Origin of the sequence: Paraburkholderia sp. JPY419 (genome assembly GCF_050435705.1) — a bacterium.
In the GTDB taxonomy this organism is placed as follows: Bacteria; Pseudomonadota; Gammaproteobacteria; order Burkholderiales; family Burkholderiaceae; genus Paraburkholderia; species Paraburkholderia youngii.
On the sequence record NZ_JBNDKV010000001.1, the window covers coordinates 546,925 to 565,870 of the forward strand.

General features: G+C 61.9%; 15 protein-coding genes. 12 read left to right on the forward strand and 3 right to left on the reverse strand.

Going from position 1 to position 18,946, the window contains the following annotated elements; genetic code table 11:
- The first annotated feature begins 50 nt into the window (after positions 1-50).
- Both QFZ91_RS02570 and QFZ91_RS02575 read left to right on the forward strand, forming a co-directional pair.
- Positions 51-1,478, forward strand: coding sequence for a tryptophanase (locus QFZ91_RS02570; RefSeq protein ID WP_429566137.1), 1,428 nt, complete (start codon positions 51-53; stop codon positions 1,476-1,478).
- A gap of 9 nt (positions 1,479-1,487) precedes the next feature.
- A complete protein-coding gene (locus QFZ91_RS02575; RefSeq protein WP_429566138.1) occupies positions 1,488-2,240 on the forward strand; it encodes a dTMP kinase in 753 nt (250 codons plus the stop codon).
- A gap of 106 nt (positions 2,241-2,346) precedes the next feature.
- Here QFZ91_RS02575 and QFZ91_RS02580 read toward each other — a convergent pair whose 3' ends face one another.
- Positions 2,347-2,823, reverse strand: coding sequence for an Lrp/AsnC family transcriptional regulator (locus tag QFZ91_RS02580; protein ID WP_429566139.1), 477 nt, complete (start codon positions 2,821-2,823; stop codon positions 2,347-2,349).
- Between the two features lie 287 nt (positions 2,824-3,110).
- Between QFZ91_RS02580 and hppD the strand changes: the two genes are divergently transcribed.
- The 3 genes from hppD (at position 3,111) to QFZ91_RS02595 (ending at position 6,993) form a co-directional block, all read left to right on the forward strand.
- Complete coding sequence (gene hppD, locus QFZ91_RS02585; RefSeq protein ID WP_368592888.1) at positions 3,111-4,184, forward strand: 4-hydroxyphenylpyruvate dioxygenase; 1,074 nt, start codon at positions 3,111-3,113, stop codon at positions 4,182-4,184.
- A 176-nt stretch (positions 4,185-4,360) separates the two neighbouring features.
- Positions 4,361-5,743: an amino acid permease gene (locus QFZ91_RS02590; RefSeq protein ID WP_429566140.1), complete on the forward strand. Its 1,383-nt coding sequence runs from the start codon at positions 4,361-4,363 to the stop codon at positions 5,741-5,743.
- Positions 5,744-5,787: 44 nt separating this feature from the next.
- Positions 5,788-6,993, forward strand: a complete 1,206-nt coding sequence (locus QFZ91_RS02595; RefSeq protein WP_429566141.1) for an amino acid aminotransferase — start codon at positions 5,788-5,790, stop codon at positions 6,991-6,993.
- Positions 6,994-7,057: 64 nt separating this feature from the next.
- Here QFZ91_RS02595 and QFZ91_RS02600 read toward each other — a convergent pair whose 3' ends face one another.
- Complete coding sequence (locus tag QFZ91_RS02600; RefSeq protein ID WP_429566142.1) at positions 7,058-8,176, reverse strand: patatin-like phospholipase family protein; 1,119 nt, start codon at positions 8,174-8,176, stop codon at positions 7,058-7,060.
- 523 nt (positions 8,177-8,699) lie between these two features.
- Entirely contained in the window at positions 8,700-9,149 is a 450-nt protein-coding gene (locus QFZ91_RS02605) for a hypothetical protein (protein WP_429566143.1), read from the reverse strand.
- On the opposite strand from QFZ91_RS02605, the gene QFZ91_RS02610 reads away from it, so the two are divergent.
- From QFZ91_RS02610 to QFZ91_RS02640, 7 genes are all read left to right on the forward strand, one after another.
- Entirely contained in the window at positions 9,148-10,524 is a 1,377-nt protein-coding gene (locus QFZ91_RS02610) for a hybrid sensor histidine kinase/response regulator (RefSeq protein ID WP_429566144.1), read from the forward strand. The two genes, QFZ91_RS02605 and QFZ91_RS02610, sit on opposite strands and share 2 nt — an antisense overlap.
- A 125-nt stretch (positions 10,525-10,649) precedes the next feature.
- The gene (locus QFZ91_RS02615) at positions 10,650-11,615 is read left to right on the forward strand and encodes a LysR family transcriptional regulator (RefSeq protein WP_429566145.1); all 966 of its coding nucleotides are present in this window, start codon (positions 10,650-10,652) and stop codon (positions 11,613-11,615) included.
- A 52-nt stretch (positions 11,616-11,667) separates the two neighbouring features.
- Positions 11,668-13,077: an FAD-dependent tricarballylate dehydrogenase TcuA gene (gene tcuA / locus QFZ91_RS02620; protein ID WP_429566146.1), complete on the forward strand. Its 1,410-nt coding sequence runs from the start codon at positions 11,668-11,670 to the stop codon at positions 13,075-13,077.
- Positions 13,064-14,281, forward strand: coding sequence for a tricarballylate utilization 4Fe-4S protein TcuB (tcuB, locus tag QFZ91_RS02625; protein WP_429566147.1), 1,218 nt, complete (start codon positions 13,064-13,066; stop codon positions 14,279-14,281). The genes tcuA and tcuB overlap by 14 nt, the downstream gene beginning before the upstream one ends.
- Before the next feature lie 45 nt (positions 14,282-14,326).
- Positions 14,327-15,646 (forward strand): MFS transporter, encoded by a 1,320-nt coding sequence (locus QFZ91_RS02630; protein WP_429566148.1) that lies wholly within the window; start codon positions 14,327-14,329, stop codon positions 15,644-15,646.
- Between the two features lie 659 nt (positions 15,647-16,305).
- On the forward strand, positions 16,306-17,874 hold the full coding sequence (locus QFZ91_RS02635) for a hypothetical protein (protein ID WP_176383381.1): 1,569 nt from the start codon (positions 16,306-16,308) through the stop codon (positions 17,872-17,874).
- A 249-nt stretch (positions 17,875-18,123) separates the two neighbouring features.
- A complete protein-coding gene (locus tag QFZ91_RS02640; RefSeq protein ID WP_176383384.1) occupies positions 18,124-18,816 on the forward strand; it encodes a phosphatase PAP2 family protein in 693 nt (230 codons plus the stop codon).
- Positions 18,817-18,946: the final 130 nt, after the last annotated feature.

The following is an 18,946-nucleotide window of genomic DNA, read 5'->3' on the forward strand; positions in this document are numbered from 1 at the left end:
AAGCGACCAGCCATCCGCTGGCCCGTGTACTTTCAACGCAGGAGAAGTGCATGCTTTTAGAAAACAGCCAGCCTGAGCCGTACAGGATCAAGATGGTCGAGCCGATCAGGCTGATCGACCGCGAGCAACGGCAGGCGCGGCTTGCCGCTGCCGGGTACAACGTGTTTCGCCTCGAAGCCGACGACGTCTATATCGATCTGATGACGGACAGCGGCACCTCCGCGATGAGCGCGAACCAGTGGGCGGGCATCATGACCGGCGACGAGTCGTATGCCGGCTCCCGCAGCTTTACCAAGCTGACGCAGGCGGTGCGGGACATGCTCGGCTTCGAATACGTATTGCCGACTCACCAGGGACGGCCGGCCGAGCACTTCCTGTTCCGGACCCTCGTGCGCCCGGGCCAGGTGGTGCCGTTCAACGCGCCGTTCGATTCGACCGAGGCGCACGTATCGATTGCCGGCGGGACCGCGATATCGTGTGTCGCCGAAATCGGCTACCAACCCTCTGTCGAGCATCCGTTCAAGGGCGACGTGGATGTGCAGAAACTGCGCAACGTGATCGAGAGCGAAGGACGCGACAACGTTCCGCTCATCATGGTTTCGCTGACGAACAACGCGGGCGGCGGACAGCCGGTATCGATGGCGAACCTGCGCGCGGTGAAAGCGTTGGCCGATGAGTTTGCGATTCCCGTGTACTTCGACGCGGCGCGCTGCGCGGAGAATGCTTATTTCATCCAGCAGCGCGAGAGCGGCTATGCGAACCGGTCGGTGGCGGAAATTCTGAAGGAGCAGTTTTCCTACGCCGACGGCTGCACGTTCAGTTGCAAAAAGGATGCGCTGGTTAACATCGGCGGCTTGCTCGCGACACGGTCGCGCGCGCTCTACGAGCAGGTCGTGCCGCTGCTCGTGCTGCACGAAGGCTTCGTCACCTACGGAGGGATGGCAGGCCGCGATCTCGAAGCGCTCGCGATCGGTCTGCGCGAGATGGTCGACGACAGATACCTGCAACACCGCGTGGGTCAGGTCGAACGGCTAGGGGACACACTGCTTGCCGGCGGCGTTCCGATCCTTAGGCCGACCGGTGGACACGCGGTGTATGTCGATGCGGCCGCCTTCCTGCCGCACGTGCCGCGCTCGGAGTTCCCAGCCGAGGCGCTGGCTTCCGAGCTTTACCTGGAGGGCGGCGTGCGCGCCGTCGGTCTGGGTTCGTTGGCGTTCCTGAAAGAAGATCCATCGACGGGCGCGGTCAGCGCCCCGAGGCTGGAACTGCTGAGGCTCGCCATTCCTCGCCGCGTCTACACCGATAGCCATCTCGCGGCGGTTGCGGCGGCGTTGATCCGGGTCTACCAGCGACGCGATTCGATCCGCGGTATGCGCATCGTCTCGGCGCCGCCGATGCTCAAGCACTTCACCGCGGTGCTCGCACCGATCGAGGCCCGTGACGAGGTGTTTGCGGAGAGTCGCGAAGTGATGGTCTGAGGTGATTTCATGTCGAATGCCGTGTTCGAAGCGCTCGAGCTCAAACCGCATGCTTATCCGGGCGTGCTGGTCACGTTGTGCGGCGTGGATGGGGCCGGGAAGTCTTCACTGATGGAAAAGCTCGAAAGCGCGTGCACTTGTGCCGGGCTCAACTGCGTGACGACGTTTACGCCGACCAGTCGCATCCGCAAAGATGCGGTGTTCCGGGATATGGTCGACAGCCACTGGCATACCCGTAAAGCGAGCTCGGAGCCCGATGCAAGCGTACGTCGCGTCGACATGCTGGGCATTCTGCTGTCCATCATGGGCGACCTCGTCCAGCATCTGACCGACACGGTCATACCGGCACTGGAACGCGGCGACGTAGTCTTTTGCGACCGCTACGTGTTCACCTCTCAGGCCGAGATCGGCACGCGATCCGATCCGGCTGAGACTGCGCCGGTGCTCCGCAGCATCGCTGGCCATGTGCTGCGTCCCGACGTCGCCTTTGGTCTGAACGTTTCCGGCGCGACTTCACACCGCCGCGTGCGCTCAAGGAACGACGTGAACGACCAACCGCCGCCGATGAATTTTCTGACGCGTCAGGTGGCGGCCTATCGCGCCGTGTTCGACGTCAATGGCGTCGTCGCGCTGGATGGGGAGCGGAGTATCGACGAGACGTACCGCGCGGCAATCAGTCGTATCGCGGCTATCGAACGGGTTGCGGGGCGCTTGGGCCCTATCGCGGCGGAACACGCTGCACGAACCCTGGCGGCATGCTGAGGCTTCGGCCTGCGCCGAGACGCCGCATCCTGGTGTCGAGGTTTGCGACAAAACAGGGCCATGTTGCATGGAAACAAACCCGCGTCAGTACGGTCTCCGAGTCGATTCACCAGGCTGCCAACGGGACAGCGCCTGTACATTTGATTTCATCGAGGCAAACGCTGGACTTGACTCCGCTCACGCCCGGAATACGCATCAACGTATCCAGTAGAAACTCCGACAGCGCTTTCAGGTCGTGCGCGACGACTTTGAGCATGTAATCGATATCACCCGTTACGACGAAGCATTCCTGAACCTGGGTGAGTTCCGAGATCATTCGCTTGAACTTCGACAGGTCGCGCACATGGCCTCGCTCCATCGTCACCTGGATGAAAGCCACCACGCCGAAGCCCAGCAGCTGCGCATCGAGCCGCGTCTCGTAGCACTTGACTACGCCCATTTCCTCGAGCCGGCGATGACGCCTCAGCGTTTGCGCGGGCGAAAGCTTGATCGCCTCCGCCAACTCGAGATTGGAGATGCGCCCTTGCGACTGAAGAATCTCCAGCAAACGCACGTCGATTCGGTCGATGTCGATTGTATGCACTCTTATTTCCTCGTTCCGCAGTGAAATGAAATGTTAATGCACAAATCAGGGTTTGTCTGCGTCCGCTAGGAAATCCTATTGCATCGATAAAAAATTAAACTGATTCCAGATGTTGCTGCGACGCGAGCGCGTGTGCTGGGAGAATGGTCAGATGAGCAGGTGGCTCGAGGGCCTTTCCCTGCGTGACGAATGGGGAAATTTTCTTGCATTTTTCCAACATGCCTCCGCATCAGTCAGTGCCCGTCGATCACCACCAATCATTCATCCTCCGCTGAACCTGAGAAATCATGGCCGACCTGTTTGACAATCCAATGCAACTGATGGGCTTCGAATTCGTTGAATTTGCCTCGCCCGTACCCAATGTCCTCGAACCGCTGTTCGAGCAGATGGGCTTCACACTGGTGGCTCGCCACCGTTCGAAAGACGTGCTGCTTTACCGCCAAGGCGAAATCAACTTCATCGTGAATCGTGAGCGCAATAGTCAGGCCGCTTACTTTGCCGCCGAACATGGCCCGAGTGCGTGCGGCATGGCATTTCGCGTGAAGGATTCGCACAAGGCCTACGCCCGCGCGCTGTCGCTGGGCGCTCAGCCGATCGAAATCGCAACCGGTCCGATGGAGTTGCGATTGCCGGCAATCAAAGGCATTGGCGGCGCGCCGCTTTATCTGATCGACCGTTTCGAAGACGGCAAGTCGATCTACGACATCGATTTCGAGTTCATCGAAGGTGTCGAGCGTCGGCCGGCCGGTCATGGCTTGCGCCTCGTCGATCATCTGACGCACAACGTTTATCGCGGCCGCATGACCTATTGGGCCAACTTCTACGAGACGCTGTTCAACTTCCGGGAGCTACGCTACTTCGACATCGAGGGCGAATACACGGGGCTCACGTCGAAGGCGATGACGGCGCCGGACGGCAAGATCCGCATTCCATTGAACGAGGAATCCGGCAAGGGGAGCGGCCAGATCGAAGAATTCCTGATGGCCTTCAACGGCGAGGGCATTCAACACATCGCCTTCCTGACCGACGATCTGATCGCGGTGATCGACAACCTGCAGATGGCTGGCGTGCCGCTGATGACCGGGCCGAACAGCTACTACTACGATGCGCTCGAAACGCGCCTGCCAGGCCACGGTCAACCGGTTGGCGAATTGCAGTCGCGCGGCATTCTTCTCGATGGAACGACTGCAGATGGATCGCCGCGCCTGTTGCTACAGATTTTTTCCAAACCGCTGCTTGGCCCCGTCTTTTTCGAATTCATCCAGCGCAAGGGCGACGAAGGTTTCGGGGAAGGCAACTTCAAGGCACTTTTCGAGTCGCTCGAACGCGATCAGATCGAGCGGGGCACGCTGAAAGTTTGACGCGCATGCAACCCGTTCATCGCCGCTTCAACCATACCTATCCCGGCAAGACACGGCACCGGCGTCACAAGCGTCGGCTGTGAGGCCTCGGCATATTTCGCCTGCTCTGACGCGAGCAGGCGAAAAAAGCGAGGCGTGGCGTCCAGAACCAACCGCAGGACACAGGAGACAACATCGTGGCACACCAGGAACAGGGCACGCTAAAGCGCGGCCTGAAGAATCGTCACATTCAGTTGATCGCGCTAGGAGGCGCAATCGGCACGGGCCTGTTTCTCGGCATCGCGCAGACCATCAAGACGGCTGGGCCGTCCGTGTTGCTTGGGTACGCGATCGCGGGCATCGTCGCTTTCTTTATCATGCGGCAACTCGGCGAAATGGTCGTCGACGAACCCGTCGCAGGTTCTTTCAGTTACTTCGCAGGCAAGTACTGCGGGCAATTCTCCGGCTTTGTTTCCGGGTGGAATTACTGGGTGCTGTACGTGCTCGTGTCCATGGCCGAACTGTCGGCCGTTGGCATCTACATGCAGTACTGGTGGCCCGGACTGCCAACGTGGGTCTCCGCGCTCGTGTGCTTCGGCGTGATCAACGCGATCAACCTCACGAGCGTGAAGTCGTACGGCGAACTCGAATTCTGGTTCTCGATCGTCAAGGTCGCGGCGATCGTTGGCATGATCGGCTTCGGCGGCTATCTGCTGATTTCGGGCCATGCGGGTCCTGAGGCGGGCGTGACCAATCTGTGGCGCCACGGCGGCTTCTTCCCGAACGGCGTGTCGGGTCTCGTGATGGCGATGGCCGTCATCATGTTCTCGTTCGGTGGACTGGAACTCGTCGGCATTACGGCCGCCGAGGCCGAAGATCCTTCGCACACGATCCCGCGCGCGACCAACCAGGTGATCTACCGGATCCTGATTTTCTACGTCGGCGCACTCGGCGTGCTGCTGTCGCTGTATCCGTGGGAAAAAGTCGTCGCGGGCGGTAGTCCGTTCGTGCTGATCTTTCACGCGATGAATAGCAACTTCGTCGCCAACGTGCTCAATGCGGTGGTGCTCACCGCCGCGCTGTCGGTGTACAACAGCGGTGTCTATTGCAACAGCCGCATGCTTTACGGCCTCGCAGGCCAGGGCAATGCGCCGCGCGCTCTGCTGAAGGTCAACGCGCGCGGGATTCCGCTCGTCGCGCTGGGTGTGTCCGCCGTGGCGACGGCCGCCTGCGTGGTAATCAACTATCTGATGCCGGGCAAGGCATTCGAGCTGCTGATGGGGCTCGTCGTCTCGGCGCTGATCATCAACTGGGCAATGATCAGCATCATTCATTTGCGTTTCCGCGCTGCGAAAGCGCGCGCCGGTGAGACGACGCTATTCCGCAGCCTCGGCTATCCGCTTACCAACTATCTTTGCCTGATCTTCCTTGCCGGCATTCTGGTCGTGATGTGGCTGATACCGGATCTGCGCATGTCGGTCTACCTGATCCCCGTTTGGCTCGTTGCGCTGGGCGTCGGCTACCGCGTGCGCAACAGGCGGGCGGGCGCCTCGGTTGCCGTTGGCGTGCCGACGCGCTAGGCACCGCGCTTTTGCAATCTTTTGGCCTGATTCAAGGAACTAGCATGTTTGAACACATCGATGCCTATGCGGGCGACCCGATCCTCACTTTGAACGAAAACTTCGCGAAGGATTCGCGCGAGCACAAGGTCAATCTGAGCATCGGCATTTACTACGACGATCAAGGCCGCTTGCCGGTGATGCAAGCGGTACGCGAGGCCGAAGGACAACTGCTCGCCGAACTCGGTCCCAAGCCGTACCTGCCGATGGCGGGCTTCGCCCACTACCGCGATGCCGTGCAATCGCTGGTGTTCGGCGACGACTCGGCGGCGCGTACCGAGGGGCGCATCGCGACCGTGCAGACCTTGGGCGGCTCGGGCGCGCTGAAGGTCGGTGCGGATTTCATCAAGCGCTACTTTGCGGGCTCGCGGGTATGGGTCAGCGATCCGACGTGGGAAAACCACCGTTTCATCTTCGAGCGCGCCGGATTCGAAGTCAATGCGTACCCGTACTACGACGAGTCGAGCGGCGGGCTGAAGTTCGAAGAGATGCTATCGGCCATCGACGCTCTGCCGGCGCGCAGCGTCGTCCTGCTGCACGCGTGCTGTCACAACCCGACGGGTGTCGATCTGAACGACGCGCAATGGGTCCAGCTTATCGAGGTCATTGGAAAGCGGAACCTGCTGCCCTTTATCGACATGGCGTACCAAGGCTTCGGCGCTGGTATCGACGCCGACGCATTCGCGATTCGTGAACTGGTGCGCCAGAACGTGCCGGCGTTGGTGGCCAATTCGTTCTCGAAGAACTTCTCGCTGTATGGCGAGCGGTGCGGCGGACTGTCGGTGATTTGCGAGTCACCGGATATTGCCGCGCGCGTATTGGGTCAATTGACGAGCGCCGTGCGCGCCAACTACAGCAATCCGCCGGCGCATGGCGCGAAGATCGTAGCGCGCGTGCTGACCACACCGGCGCTGCGGCAATCGTGGCAACAGGAGCTTGCCTCGATGTGCAGGCGCATCATGCGCATGCGCGCGGAGATCCATGAACGCCTGCGCGGCAAGGTGCCGGACACGATGCTCGCGCGCTACCTCGAGCAGCGCGGCATGTTCACGTACACGGGGCTGTCGGCGGAGCAGGTCGACACGCTGCGCGAACGGCACGGCGTCTACCTGATCCGGTCCGGGCGCATGTGCGTCGCCGCGCTCAATGACAACAACGTTGCGACGGCGGCGCAGGCCATCGCCAAGGTCATCTCGCGGGCAGGCGATTGACAGCACCGCAGGCTGAGCGCGCCAGCCTGCTACGCGATGTCGTCAAATGCGCCGTCCGTCCATGTCAGTTTCGTCGCGCGCTCGCGTTGCCGCTGTGCTTGAGCGTCGGATCGATCAACGAAGCCTTGACGTCCACCGAAGACGCTTGCCCGAGCTTCGCGTAGCCGCCCTCGAGCCATACGTCGGCGACTTCACGGCCACGCTCGAACAGCGTGCTGAGCAATGACCAGGACGTGCTGCTCTTCGACACGAATCCGAACTTCGCCAAAAATTCGTCGTCTCGAATCAGGTGAAACCTGACGGGCTTGTAGCGGCTCTTGCGCGCCGCTTCCTCGCCGACGGAATCGAGCACGTGGTTGACCGCTTCGATCGCGTTGATCTCCAGCACCACGGACGCGTTGAAACCGATTTCATTGAGCCGTTCGAGAATGCCGCGCGCATCTTTGGGCGGCATATCGTGGCGCACGAACGGATTCGCGAGCACGAGAATCAGGTCCTGGGCATGCTCGATCAACGGCGCCAAAGGCGGGTTGCCCAGATAACCACCATCCCAGTACGGTATGCCGTTCACGCTGACGGTGCGAAACTCGTTCGGCAGGCATGCGGAAGCGCGCAATACGTCAATCGAAATAGCGGGGCGGGTGAAGATTGCGCGTTGGTTGGTTCGTACGTCGGTTGCGCAAATGAATAGTTGCGGGCCGTCGCGCGTCGTATTGAGCGCGGCGAGATCGTGCTCGGGGAGCGCGGAACGGATCACCGGCCCGAGCGGATCGCGGTAGAACGGATTGCCATAAGGCGAAGCGACGAGTCCGACGGCCTCCAGCATGATGGCGGCGGGATTCCAGTCGATATTCCAGCCGCCGAATGGGCCAGGTTCGGAAAAGCCGAGGAGCGCGTTGCCCGCCAGCGCGCCGGCGCGCGATACCGCTTCCCAAAACGCGCGCAGCATGTCGCGTGCTTTCGTTGCCCCGCTGGTTGCGAGACCCGCCGCGCACAGCGTCGCATTGATGCCGCCCGCGCTCGCGCCGCTGATTGCCGCTATATCGAGTGGCATTGCCTGCGACGAAGCCTCCAGCAGACGGTCGAGCACACCCCACGTGAACGCGCCGTGCGAACCGCCGCCTTGCAGGGCAAACGCGACCTTGGGGCCCTTGTGCCGCGTCGAGTTCCGAGGTTCCTCCATCGTCATGGCTCCTTCGTCTTGATCGCGTTCCGGCAATCTTACCCGTAAGTGTCACGCGTTTGGTCTAGCCTCGCCAGACGCGGCTGCGGGTTTGTCTCGGTTAAACCGCCGCCCGGCAGCAGGTACAGTGTGAGGCGATTTGCGGCGGGCCGGGGTCCGACTTCGGCCGATCGAGACTATTAATAGTCGCAAGCGACATATCCGATAAAAAACGGGCCATGAGAGAGAAGTTGAATGACATAAGCCAGCGTGCCAGGGCGGCATCGCGGGCTCACCGCGCTTGTCCGGGGGCGCCTCGATGAAACGGGATTTCGACCAGGATTCCCCAGGCGCGATCACGCTAAATGGGCTGGCGCGCAGGCTGGGGCGTACCCGTGAGCAGCTGATGCAGCGCTGGATCGCCGAGACTTCGGAGCAGGGCGCGCACCCCGGTGCGGACAGCGGGCAGGGACTGACTGCCTGTTTCGCCTACATGCTGGCCGAGGTATGCGCTTCCTTGCTGGTCGCCGACAGCGACGCGTCTTTAACCGATCGCGTAGGTATCGCGCAGCCCGGCAGGTTCTGGCCGGACGACTGGCGGGTCACGGATCTGTTTCGCAACATGGATCTGATGCAGCGCTTTCTGAAGCACGAGATCCGCGCGTATTTCGGTCCCGTCGCCGCTTCCGTCGATGTTCACATGCGGGCGCACGACATTGTCGAGCGCACGTTTCGCGCGATGATCGAAAACGCGATCGAGGCCTACATGCAACGTCAGGCGGCCGAGGTGGCGGCGGCACAGGACAGCCTGCGCACGGCGCTGACCGCGCTGAAGCTCACGGAGGAGCGGCTGCGTGTCGCGACGAGCGCGGCCGGCATCGGCATCTTCGAGTGGTGTGGCGCGTCGCGACAAGGCGTGTGGGGAAAACCGCCGGATGTACGAAATCACCGGGCAGCCCGAGGACAGGGGCCCGTTGACGGAAACCGAGTTCATGACGTCGGTCGTTCATCCGGACGATGTCGAACTGCTGCGACGCCATTTCCAGGCCCGGCGGGTCTCCGGCGAACCGGTGCATGTCGCGTTCCGGCTACACCGCATAACCGATCGTGCGCTGAGGACCGTCGAAATGTTCGGGTATCTGCGACCGCCCATTCATCAGGACGATTACACGTTCATCGGCAGCTTGTGCGACGTGACGGAGCGGGCCGACGCGGAGGCGAAACTGCGCGACGCCGATCGCCGCAAGGACATCTTTCTGGCCACGCTCGCGCACGAGCTGCGCAATCCGTTGGCGCCCGTGCGCAACGCCGCACATCTGCTGGGTCACAGCGCGGGAGCCGATCCCGCCAAACGCGAGTGGCTGCGCAATGTGATCGAACGCCAGACCGGTCACCTGTCGCATCTGATCGACGACCTGCTCGATGTATCGAGAATCACCACCGGCAAGATCGAGCTGAAGCGCGAGGTCTTCGATATCAGGCTGGCACTCGACCACGCTCTCGAGATCACGATGCCGGCTGCGTCGCAGCGGCATCACGACATCGTGCGTCTGCCGCTGGAGCACCCGGTGTACGTGCACGGCGACCCTGCGCGGATCACCCAGACATTTTCGAATCTGCTCGATAACGCGATCAAATACACCGACGACGGTGGCAGGATCGTCGTATGCGCGACGCTCGTCGGGCAGGAAGTCTCCGTGACGGTGTCGGACACGGGCACGGGTATTTCGGACGACGCACTGCCTCACGTGTTCGATCTGTTCGTACAGGGTTCCTGCCACGGCGAGCCATCGAGGGGCGGTCTTGGGATCGGGCTGTCGGTGTGCAAGACGCTGACCGAGATGCACGGCGGGACCATTGCCGCGAGGAGCGCAGGCAAGAACAGAGGCAGTGAATTCGAAATACGTCTACCCGTTTGCCAGGCCCGCCACCAGGACGCGAAGGACGGTGCCGAGGCCGGTCGGCCGGCGTCCGACCCATTGCGTGTTCTGATCGTCGAAGATAACAGCGACGCCGCACTATCGCTCGCCATGATTCTCGACGCGCACGATGTGCGCACCGCACACAGCGGCGAAGACGCGCTTCAGATCGCCGCAGCGTTCGAGCCGCAGATCGTGTTCCTCGATCTTGGGCTGCCGGGAATCAGCGGCTATGAGGTTGCGCGTCGGCTGAGGGAGCATCTGGCGGGCGGCAAGCGCGTTGAAATCGTCGCCGTGTCGGGATACGGACAGCCTGAGGACGTGGCTCACTCAGCGGAGGCGGGGTGTGATACGCATCTCGTCAAACCCGTCGATATCGAGGAACTGCTCGCAATCATCAGGCGGATGACCGGCGAAAATCCAGACCTCCGTCGCCAATCGAGCGGATAACTCACCGACCGTCACCCCGGCGGATGATCGCGAGGTATTCACGTAAACGCGAGCCGTGACCCGCCGTCAGTACCCATTTCCAATCTGCGACAATAGCCCCGATTCTCGTCCACGCCGATCGTGAAATGGAACTCAGACAATTACGCTATTTCCTCAGCGTCGTCGAACACGGCAGCATGGGAAAGGCCGCGCTCGAACTCGGCGTCGTCACTTCCGCGCTGAGTCAGCAGATCAGCCGCCTCGAAGGCGAACTGTCGACGCGCCTGCTGCAGCGCACCTCCAGCGGTGTCGTGCCGACCGATGCCGGTCTCGCGTTCTGGCGTCAGGCGCAACTCGCGCTGCGTCATATCGACGACGCGGCGCTCGCCGCGCGCGCTGCCCGGCTCTCGGGCCACGTCAGCGTCGGCATGGCGCCGAGCACCGCCAGCGTGCTCGGGGTCCCCTTCATGCAGGCCATGCGCGCGCGCTATCCCGACGTGCGGCTGCGCATCGTCGAAAGCCTGTCCGGCTATCTCGCGTCGATGCTGAGCGCACGCCAGATCGATCTTGCCGTGCTGTTTCGCCCGGAGCCCGCGCAGCGCTGGAGCGTCGTGTCGCTGCTCGACGAGCGGCTGTTCGTGATCGGCCGGCACGAGCTCGAAGGCATGCCGTCGGGCGCGAGCGTGCGTCTCGGGCAACTCGGCAAGCTTCCCCTCGTTCTTCCGAGCGGCGCGCACGGCCTGCGCTCGCTGCTGTCCGCCGCGTTCAAGCGGGCCAAATATGAACCGAACATCGCGGCCGAAGTAGACGGCCTCGCGCTGCTGATGGACGTCGTGCGCACGGGCATCGCCGCGACCATCCAGCCCGGCGCCGCACTCGCGCGGCCGGAGAACGCGGTACTGGCTAGCGTGTCCGTGTCCGAAAGCTTCGCCGTGCGGCCCAATATGATCGCGAGCATCTCCGACGACGAGCTTTCACCTGCGGGGCTCGCCGCGCGCGTGGTGCTCGCCGACGTCGCGCGCGAACTGGTGCGCGAAGGCCGCTGGCCCGGCGCGCGCCTGCGTCAGTCGGAGGGCTTCACAAAAACTGAAGGCCTGTTGACGGCCCGCTGATGGCGGAGGACGAGCGCGACCTTTAGAGTGCGTCCGAAAGGAGGCCCACAAGATGGTCGACGTACTCGTAATCGGAGGAGGCAATGCGGCGCTCTGCGCGGCATTGATGGCGCGCGAAGCCGGCGCGTCGGTTCTGCTCCTCGAATCGGCGCCGCGCGAATGGCGCGGCGGCAATTCCCAACACACCCGCAATTTGCGCTGCATGCACGACGCGCCGCAGGACGTGCTCGTCGATGCCTATCCGGAAGAAGAATTCTGGCAAGACCTGCTGAAGGTCACCGGCGGCATCACGAATGAGCATCTCGCGCGCCTGACGATTCGCGCGTCGTCGTCGTGCCGGCCCTGGATGCAAAAGCACGGCGTGCACTTTCAGCCGCCGCTGTCGGGCGCGCTGCATGTGGCGCGCACCAACGCGTTTTTCATGGGTGGCGGCAAGGCGCTCGTGAATGCGTATTACCGCAGTGCCGAGGCGCTGGGCGTCGAGATTCGCTATGACACGCCGGTCGATTCGCTGGAACTGGACGGCGGCCGTTTCGTCGCGGCCAGGAGTGGCAGCCAGCGCTTCGAGGCGCGCGCCTGCGTGCTGGCGGCGGGCGGCTTCGAATCGAACCGCGAATGGCTGCGCGAGGCCTGGGGGCAAAACGAGCGCGGCGAATGGCCCGCCGACAACTTCCTGATCCGCGGCACGCGTTTCAACAAGGGCGTGCTGATCCGCCACATGATGGATGCCGGCGCGGACATGATCGGCGATCCGTCGCAGTCGCACTGCGTGGCCATCGATGCGCGCGCGCCGCTCTATGACGGCGGCATCTGCACGCGCATCGACTGCGTGTCGCTGGGCGTGGTCGTCAATCGCGAGGCCGAGCGCTTCTACGACGAAGGCGAGGACTTCTGGCCGAAACGCTATGCGATCTGGGGACGCCTCGTTGCGCATCAGCCGGGACAGATCGGCTACTCGATCATCGATTCGAAGGCGATCGGCCGCTTCATGCCGCCGGTGTTTCCCGGCGTGAAGGCCGACACGCTGCCCGAACTCGCGCGCCAACTGAAGCTGCCGGAAGCACGCTTCGTGGAGACGCTGTCGCGTTACAACGAGTCATGCCGGGTCGGCACCTTCGATCACACCTCGCTCGACGACTGCCACACGGAAGGCGTCACACCGCCCAAGACGCACTGGGCCCGCCCCATCGACACGCCGCCGTTCTACGGCTACGCATTGCGTCCCGGCATCACGTTCACGTATCTCGGGCTGAAGACCAACGACCGCGCGCAGGTGCACTTCGGCGGCGAGGCGAGCGAGAACCTGTTCGTCGCGGGCGAGATGATGGCGGGCAACGTGCTCGGCAAGGGCTATACAGCGGGTGTCGGCATGTCGATCGGCACGGCGTTCGGGCGCATTGCCGGCACTCAGGCCGCGCGCGCCGCACTGCAGACTACGGAGGTTTCCTGTGCAGCCAACTGACACGCTCGCGTCCGAACGCACGCGCGCCGCGGCGTTCGAATCGAAGCAAGACATTGAACGCACGCGCGGCGGCTCGCGCGTGATTCCGATCGTGCCGATGACCGCAAGCGAAGGCGAAGTGGCGCGCCAGATGCAGATCTGCAACGCGTGCCGCTATTGCGAAGGCTTCTGCGCGGTGTTCCCGGCGATGACGCGGCGCCTCGAATTCGGCAAGGCCGACGTCAACTATCTGGCCAATCTGTGCCATAACTGCGGCGCCTGCTATCACGCATGCCAGTACGCGCCGCCGCACGAATTCGCGGTCAACGTGCCGAAGGCGATGGCGCAAGTGCGCCTCGAAACCTACACCGAATACGCGTGGCCCAAGGCGCTGGGCGGCTTGTACAAGCGCAATGGCGTGACGCTGTCGGTCGCGCTGGCGGCGGGGCTCGCGCTGTTTCTGCTGCTCGGCACCGCACTGCATGGCGGATTGAGCGGTAACGTCGCGCCCGCGAACTTCTACGCGATCTTCCCGCACAATCTGCTGGCGGCGATGTTCGGCGCGGTCTTCCTGTTCGCGATCGTGGCGCTCGGCATCGGCGTGACGCGCTTCTGGCGCGACGTGTCGCCGGGAACCGCGAACGCGAGCACGCCAGCCGTGACGGAAGCGGCGAAAAACGCGCTGACGCTCAAGTATCTCGACGGCGGCCATGGCGACGGCTGCAACGAATCGAACGATGCCTTCACGCTCGCGCGGCGGCGCTTTCACCACTTCACGTTCTACGGGTTCATGCTGTGTTTCGCGGCAACGGTGGTGGCGACGCTCTATCACTACCTGCTCGGCGAGGAAGCGCCATATCCGTTCTTCAGCGTGCCGGTATTGCTGGGAACGGCGGGCGGGATCGGCCTGATCGTCGGGCCCTTGGGGCTGCTGTGGCTCAATCTGAAGCGCCGTCCGGAGCAGGGCGATGCGCGTCAGCGTCCGATGGACCGTGCGTTCATCGCGCTGCTGTTGCTCACCAGCGCGTCGGGCCTCGGGCTGATGGCTTTGCGCGAAACGGCGGCGATGCCGTGGCTGCTGGCGGTGCATCTTGGCATCGTGATCGCCTTGTTCGCGACGCTTCCGTACGGCAAGTTCGCGCACGGCATTTTCCGCTCGGCGGCGCTGCTCAAATCGTCTATCGAAAAGCGCCAGCCCAATACCTTGGGTCTCGGCTCGGACTAGGCGCGACAGGCGCCGCATATTGGCATAACAACAGGGGACATATTCATGAACGCTACCGAACCACTAGCCGGCACGCCGGTCGGGGCGCGCTCGTCCAAAGCCGCGGCCGTACTGCGCGTGACGAGCGGCAACTTCCTCGAGCAGTTTGACTTCTTTTTGTTCGGCTTCTACGCCACGTCGATCTCGAAGATTTTCTTTCCGGCGTCGAGCGAGTTCGCGTCGCTGATGCTGACCTTCGCCGTGTTCGGCGCGGGCTTTCTGATGCGTCCGTTGGGCGCGATCTTTCTCGGCGCCTATATCGACAAGGTGGGGCGGCGTACCGGCCTGATCGTCACGCTGTCGATCATGGCGAGCGGCACGATCCTGATCGCGTGCGTGCCCGGTTACGCGACCATCGGCCTGCTCGCGCCCGCGCTCGTTCTGCTCGGGCGGCTGTTGCAGGGCTTCTCGGCGGGCGCGGAGTTGGGCGGCGTGTCGGTGTATCTCGCGGAAATGGCCACGCCCGGCGCAAGGGGCTTCTACACGAGCTGGCAGTCGGCCAGCCAGCAGGTCGCGATCGTGATGGCGGCGGCGCTCGGCTACGGATTGAATCACTGGATGAGCGCGCAGCAGATCGGCGCGTGGGGCTGGCGCATTCCGTTCTTCATCGGCTGCGCGATCGTGCCGTTCCTGTTCATGCTGCGCCGCTCGCTGCAGGAAACCGCCGCGTTCGAGGCGCGCCGGCATCATCCGCAGACGCGCGAAATCTTCGCGATGCTGCTCAGCAACTGGCGCACGGTGATCGCGGGCATGCTGCTCACCGCGATGACGACGACCACGTTCTATCTGATCACCGTCTACACGCCAACCTTCGGCAAATCCGTTCTCAAACTGTCGACATCGGATAGCCTGACGGTGACGTTGCTGGTGGGCGTGTCGAACTTCATCTGGCTGCCGATCGGCGGCGCGCTGTCGGACCGGATCGGCCGCAAGCCGATTCTGCTCGCCATTGCCGTGCTGGCGATCTTCACCGCGTATCCGGCGCTGTCGTGGCTCGCCGCGGCGCCGAGCTTCGGCCGCATGCTGAGCGTGCTGCTGTGGTTCTCGTTCTTCTTCGGCATGTATAACGGCGCGATGGTCGCCGCGCTCACCGAGGTCATGCCGGCGGAGGTGCGCGTCGCGGGTTTTTCGCTGGCGTTCAGTCTCGCGACGGCGCTGTTCGGCGGCTTCACGCCGGCCGTGTCGACCTTCCTGATCGAAACCACACACGACAAGGCCGCGCCCGGCTATTGGCTCAGTTTCGCCGCGCTGTGCGGGCTTGGGGCGACGCTTGGGCTCTATCGGCGGCGAGCGGAGCGGGCGGCTTCTACTGGTTCGTCGGCGTAAGGCTGTTAGCGCGTTGCCGTTGACGTGCTGAGCTGTATGGAGAGGGCGCCGCCACGGTTGGGGGCGCCCTCTCCCTCATTCCCGATACGCGACGCGTCTGCGGTTGATAGTTCATGTAGGTCTCTTCGAGCACGTCTTTGGGCACACCGGATTCAACTCCGTGTTGCCTGATTGCGGACGCTTATCTATCGCGTTACGGGTTAGAGGCCATTCGGCTGACGGACGAATGGGCACGGCGCCAGTTCTTCCTCTGCATGTCGGCAAGCGACCCTCGCGCGATGCGGCCGGTCCTCGGTGCTTTCCTTGAGCATCTACTTAGCCGGTATCGACGCCGGGCCGTTCATCGTAACAAAGCGATTTCGTCTGCTTTATCGCTTCATTCCATCTGCGCTGCGTCTGTCCAGGAACCTCACGGGTGCCTTCGTCAGCGAGACCCGAAGGAATGTCCTCACCTTTGTGTGAGGTGACGTACAAATGGCTACGTTGGCGCGCGCGTATGCTTGTAAAAAAAATGACATATAGCACTATGAGGCCGAAAGCGTCCTCGAATAGAGCTGCGCGACAGCTTCCTTGAGAAACGTAAATTTCGGTGAACAGAACAATTCGAGAATACCTTGCGTGGAGGGTTCCAAATTCCAAATCAACCTTCCGAGGTTTCGATGACTGTCAGCGACCGGATGAACACTGGCATTTCGCTAGTGCGTCTATGGGGTGTGTGGCTTGTTGCGACCGTGGTTGCGTCGGTGCCATTCCTCGTCACGCTATATCCGCCTCTTGGGCAACACTTTTACAATATCGTCAGGGTCGATATCCTTTCTCATCCGGCTTCGTATGCGAGAAACTTTGTGGTTCATTGGGATGCCGTGCCTGACCTTGCCATGGACTTGACCCTCCCGTGGTTCACGAAGCTCATACCGGTAGAATGGGCCGCCTGGCTATTTACCCTCGCTGAACTCGGGCTATTGACGTCGGGCTGCCTGGTGTTGAGCCGTGTTGCCAATGGTCGCTGGTCATGGTTGCCGCTCGTCAGCTTCCTGCTACTCTATAACTGGATACTCATCCGCGGCTACGATAACTTTCTGTTCGGTCTTGGCATTTCCTTTTGGGCGATCGCCGCGCATGTGGCGTTGCGCAGAGCCACCCTCGCGCGGATCGTGGTCTCTTGCTGCAGTGCCCTTGTCATTTATTTTTGCCATCTGTTTCCACTCGCCGTTTTCGCCCTGGTCGTAGGCACGTGGGAACTTGGCTGTCTTCTTCGCGAGGGGAAGATCTCGAGTCAATCAATTGCTCGCCACGCGGCCGCGAGCGTCGTTCCGTTGCTGCTTCCTCTTGCACTGTTGGTCCGCAGCACCACCGGTGGCCTTCACGGGTCAACTCACTTCGGCCTTATTCACGTACTTTCGAAGCTCGCTTTCTGCATCGATGTCTTCTCGGTGGGCAATCGTGCGGGCGATGTGGCGATCGTGGCGGGTTTGAGCCTGTTCGTGGCCATTGGTCTCGTTCTGAAATGGTGGACGTGCGAGCCAGAGTTCCGGATAACCGTGTTTTCACTTCCACTGGTAGTCCTACTCGCACCGTTTGACGCATTTGCTTCCTACGGTGTGATCGAGCGATGTGCGATCAGCTTCGCGTTTTTGCTGACTGCGTTGGTCGGCATACGGCCCTCGGTGGCGCCACGTTTTCAACGTATCGGCGCAGTCGCGCTCACGCTTGTCTTTGTTTTCCGGATCGTGACTGTGACTGAAGACTGGCGTGGCGACAGGCCTGTCATTCAGGCTTACCGCAATACGTTCGCTTCGCTGAAGGCCGGTTCCGTGTTGTTCCAGTACAAGCAGGACACCGCCGACCGGTCTCCATGGAAAGACCCCCACCGCTGGAATCCATATCTGGACAAGGTGGTGGCGCTCGCAACGGTGAATGGCGTTCTGGTGCCGGATTTGTATCTCAAACCGGGGCAGCAACCCGTGCTTTACCGGAGCGAGAACGTAGCATTGAGGGAGTTCCAGGACGACAGCTCCACCCGGAAACAGAATGTCTTGGCAGATGGCGAGATGTTGCGCGCCTGGTCGACTGAACTGCTGGATCGTTTCCCGGATCTTCAAAGCCGGTTCACGACGGTCTATCTTGCGGTGCTCGACCCGTACCGGCGTCTACCCGAGACGCTTGATGGTTGGCAACTGGTTGCAACTTTGCCGGAACATCGGCTCTATGAATTGCGCCCCCGCTGAGCTCGAATCTTGACGGCAGGCCACCACGACGCATGAGCGTTATACGGTCTCTACCAGGCATCATACGACGGGTTGCATCGAGCAGACTATCGTTGTTCCTTGATCTCTCCAGGTAGTAGACCATCCTCATAAGTTTGCGATGAAATTGTGCAGTAGAAGTTGTCGGTGAAAGTAAGCGTCGTGAAATGTGGCACATCCAATGGACCGTGCTGATTTCCGATGGGACCAGCTCGATATTCTTACAAGACAATGAACAGCATCGATTCATCTATCGAAACATATCTATCCAACGTCCACTTCGGGAATCTCACGACCCAAACCATAGAGGTCATTGCGGACCTCTACACGTTCAAAGGGCTCGTTCTCATACCGTTGCTGTGGTGGATGTGGTTTCAGCGTGGCGATCGCCGCGAATGGCGGCGGGAAATGGTGCTCGCAACGCTTCTCGGCGGCCTCCTGGCGCTCTTCGCCGGGAGGCTGCTGACTCACTGGTTACCGTTCCGAGTGCGTCCCGTCTTTAGCAGCGAGTTGCATCTGCGCTTCGCGGGTCACGTCATCGACGACGCACAGTTGTCGACATGGAGTTCCTTCCCAAGCGATCACGCAATGCTATGGATGGCGATCGCGACTGGCATCTTCCTCGTGTGGCGGGCCATCGGTGTGCTGGTGCTTATCTATGCGGTGCTGGTCATTTGCGTGCCGCGCGCCTATCTCGGCTTTCACTATCCGTCCGACTTGCTGGTGGGCGCGCTCATCGGCGCCGGAATTACCTATTTAATGACGCGAGATGCGATTCGCGTGCGCTACGCTACTCCGGCGCTGCGTTGGATGGAGCGTTACCCGGGACCGTCAGCATCGCTGGCGTTCATGCTGTGCCTCGAACTCGCCACGCAGTTCGACGAACTGCGCAAGCTGGCCGGCAGTGTGATCAGACACCTATGAATTACCCGTCCTGATTCAATCGGCAATGCGTTTGAAACTGGCAGAGTAATCGTCGGCGTAGTAGCAGGCGTCGTGCAGTGTGGCGAGCAGCATCGAGTTGAAAGCGGTTACGACGCTGCGGAGTCACCGC